This is a genomic window from Muribacter muris, assembly GCF_004569585.1.
Classification (GTDB): domain Bacteria; phylum Pseudomonadota; class Gammaproteobacteria; order Enterobacterales; family Pasteurellaceae; genus Muribacter; species Muribacter muris.
This window is the reverse complement of sequence record NZ_SPPA01000055.1, coordinates 1-3,193: the sequence shown is the minus strand read 5'-3', so window position 1 is coordinate 3,193 and position 3,193 is coordinate 1. Positions and strand designations below refer to the sequence as shown.

General features: G+C 44.2%; 3 protein-coding genes. All 3 read left to right on the top strand.

All coding sequences use genetic code 11. From position 1 onward, the window contains the following. On the top strand, positions 1-1,343 hold a 1,343-nt coding region (locus E4T80_RS12495; RefSeq protein WP_167740743.1), incomplete at its 5' end, for a VENN motif pre-toxin domain-containing protein. Positions 1,344-1,346: 3 nt separating this feature from the next. After that, positions 1,347-2,297 carry an Imm49 family immunity protein gene (locus tag E4T80_RS12490; protein ID WP_135058704.1) on the top strand — a complete coding sequence of 317 codons (951 nt, stop codon included), beginning with the start codon at positions 1,347-1,349 and terminating at the stop codon, positions 2,295-2,297. A gap of 142 nt (positions 2,298-2,439) precedes the next feature. Further along, a partial coding sequence (locus E4T80_RS12485; protein ID WP_135058703.1) for a hemagglutinin repeat-containing protein occupies positions 2,440-3,193 on the top strand: 754 nt, incomplete at its 3' end.

Below are 3,193 nucleotides of genomic sequence, written 5' to 3'. Positions count from 1 at the left end.
GTCTGTTATCGGCGGTGGAGTTCCAACTGACGGGGCGCAGCCCGTCGTTAGGGGCCTTGGCAGGGATTGTTGCGGAAAGCAGTGCGGAGATATTGTCGAGGGTGGTGTTTGGGAAATCGCCGAACGAGCTGACGGAGGGAGAGAAACAACAGGTTGTGGCGTTAAGCCAGGTGGCTTCGGCGTTAGCGACGACGGTTGCGGGGGGTAATGGCGAAACAGCGGCTTCAGCCATGGCAAGTGCGAAGAGTGCGGTGGAGCATAATTACCTTTCTACAGCTCAACAAGCCCAATATCAAAAGGAGCTTGCTGAATGTAAAGATTTAGCTTGTAAGGTTAAAACAAAAGCCTATTGGAATGCCGTTGATATAGGGCAAGATGCTTCTTTTGCCACCGGTATTATCGCAGGTGTGCCGGAAAGTCTTTATGATACAGTTTCAGGGATTTTGGATATGGCAATGAGCCCGCTAGAAACCCTTGATGCGTTAAAAACAATGTTTTCTCAAGATAATGCCTTTTCTAAGATAACCGATTCTGTTAAGCAATCTTATATAGAACAAATTGATAGATTGAAAACAGAATATGAGAAAGCGGGTGTAAGCGGTTCGTTTAATGCAGGTCGTGAAACAGGGAAATTACTTGCTGATATTGCCACAGTCGCAACGGGGCTCGGTGGAGTGGCTAAAGGCAGTATTAAAGTGGGTGGCGAAGCCATTACGAAAGGTATGGCTATGGCGAAGAAAGTTCCTCAGGCGGTGGGAAATCAAATCAACAGAGGGGTGAACAAAAACCTGTTAAAAACGATGGCATTACAATCGGATACGGCGGTGGCAACCCAATCAGGTCATATTAGTAAAGCACAAATTGAGAAATATGGAGAGGTCTTGAAACCGACGAATCAACGAGAGTGGGATTTAATGGATAAAATCACTCAGGTTGGCGATCCAACCGGTAAATTAACGGAAGAGTTAATGAACTCGGTAGCAGCCCGTTCGGGCTTTAAGCCGGTGAAAGGCGGGACATACGGCGCAAACGGCAAACACGGCTTCGATCATGTATTGGTTTACGAAAAAGAGGGGATTCCCCTGATTATCGACAGTAAACAGATTAGCAAACAAGGCACGATTCAAGTTTCCACTAAAGCAGCGGGTAAAACCCATCAATTATCAGAAGAGTGGATTGAAGCGGTTAAGGAACAGATTGGTAAAAATGGCGAGACGCATCGAATTTTAGAACATGCCAAAGATAAAAATATCCCTGTGAGAACCGCTATTGTGGGGGTGGATAAAACCACCGGCGAAATTAAGTTAATACCCGTTAAAGTACCGAATAAAATTGAGAGGTAAAATATGGATAAAACAGCATTTCCGACTTTTTTAATTAGCAGCAGAGATACGGATTTAGCGGAGAGTATCGCCTTTACACGGCAAGCGGAAGAATATTGTTTTGGTGCTCGGGACAGGTTAAATGAGGCACTGGAATTAATCAATCGTTGGCAGGGAGCCATACATTCTATAATGCATGACTTGGAAGATGGCTATAGTGCAAAAGCCTCCCTTGCCTTGCTGGATGATTATGATATTTCGGCATTTAAGCGATATTGTTATATTGCAGGTAAACTGCACATTCTGAGCAAAAAAGATTTCCAATGGGCATATAACGGCATCAATGTTAGACATTTTTTTAGTATCTTGATGTCGGATAGCCCGGAATTATTAAACTATTTGATTGTACATCGAGATGAGATTGTCGATATAGAGACGAGTTACTACAGGAAAGATCTTCGACCTTTTTTTAATGCCAATACCTTGTTAGCAGTATCAGGTGAATTTGATTTACTGAAGGAAAGGGCATTAACCTTTCTAAATGATGAAAGGAAGCTTAAGAGCGATAAAATTGCCATGCCAGATCATCAATTTTATGTGGGTTTAGCGGAGAGGAATATTGAAAAAATGCGTTCAGCATTATCCATTTTACTGATACCCAAATATGCCAAAAGATCTGTCTATCATACAGCAGTACATTTTGAATATTATCTGCAATTACAAGTATTAATGTATGCCAAGATTGCGATGATACACGGTTTTGATTTAGGTATTGATTCACCGATTGCCCCGAGAGAGTTAATTGAAATTAATCCTTTAGACAAATACGAAGATCCGCACGACTTTATGAAAGAGTTTGACTATAACAAGCCCCATCAGGCATGGGTGGAGATGTGGAAAGCGAGAATGGACGAATACGACAGAAGGCAAGAAGCAGAAAAAAACCGACCTTTTTGGAAAAAACTATTTGGGTAGCAAACTTACTCATTTGTCCATTTAGTAATTACTTAACGAGTATCTATAAATAATCACATAATATAAGCGGTTTGTTTCTTTATAAATTTTGCAAAAATAGGTGAGGAACAGACCGCTTGAGTTTATCTAAATTGAAGGTGATATGGATGCGGACAAATTGCATCTTTCCGCACCAAAAGGGATAGAGATTAAAGGGGTGAAAGACAGCCACGATAATCAAACGAAAGAGCAAAGTGCCGGCGGGAATGTGGGCGTGTTTGTCGGGTTTAACGGAAACAGTTACGGCATCGGGTTAGAAGCGGGGGTGAATGTCGGTCGAGGCAACTCGAACAGCAGCAGTAACACTTATCAAAACAGCGTTATCAATGTGAATAAGCTGGAAACCTTTAGTGAAGAGGGTGCGTTGGTTTTAGATGCGGCGGTGATAAATGCCGGGAGATGGGAAGGGGTGTTGAAGGATGTCGTCTTCAACAGCCGTCAAGATACAACGCGGTATAAGAGCGAGCAGATGCAAGCGGGGGCAAGCGGTTCGATAGCCTATGGTTCGGGCGGCGGAGCCTCGGTTTCTATGGGATATAACAACGCCAAAATGAATATGGCCCAAGTGAATGAACAAACGGGCGTTCACGTTGGCAAAGAGGGAATGGACGTTACGGTACTCAACCATACGCAAAATAACGGCGGCATCCTGACGAGCGATGCCCCGAAAAGTGCAAACCGTTTCAGTACGGGGACGTATGGGGAAAGCCATATCAAGAACCACAGCGAACTGAAAACGCGCAATATTAGCGTAAGCGGCGGGACAGGCGGGTTTAACCCGATGGGGACCCTGATGAGCCTACCGGGTAACCGGAACGAACGGGAACAGAGCACGACCTACGCGACCGTAGGCGGCA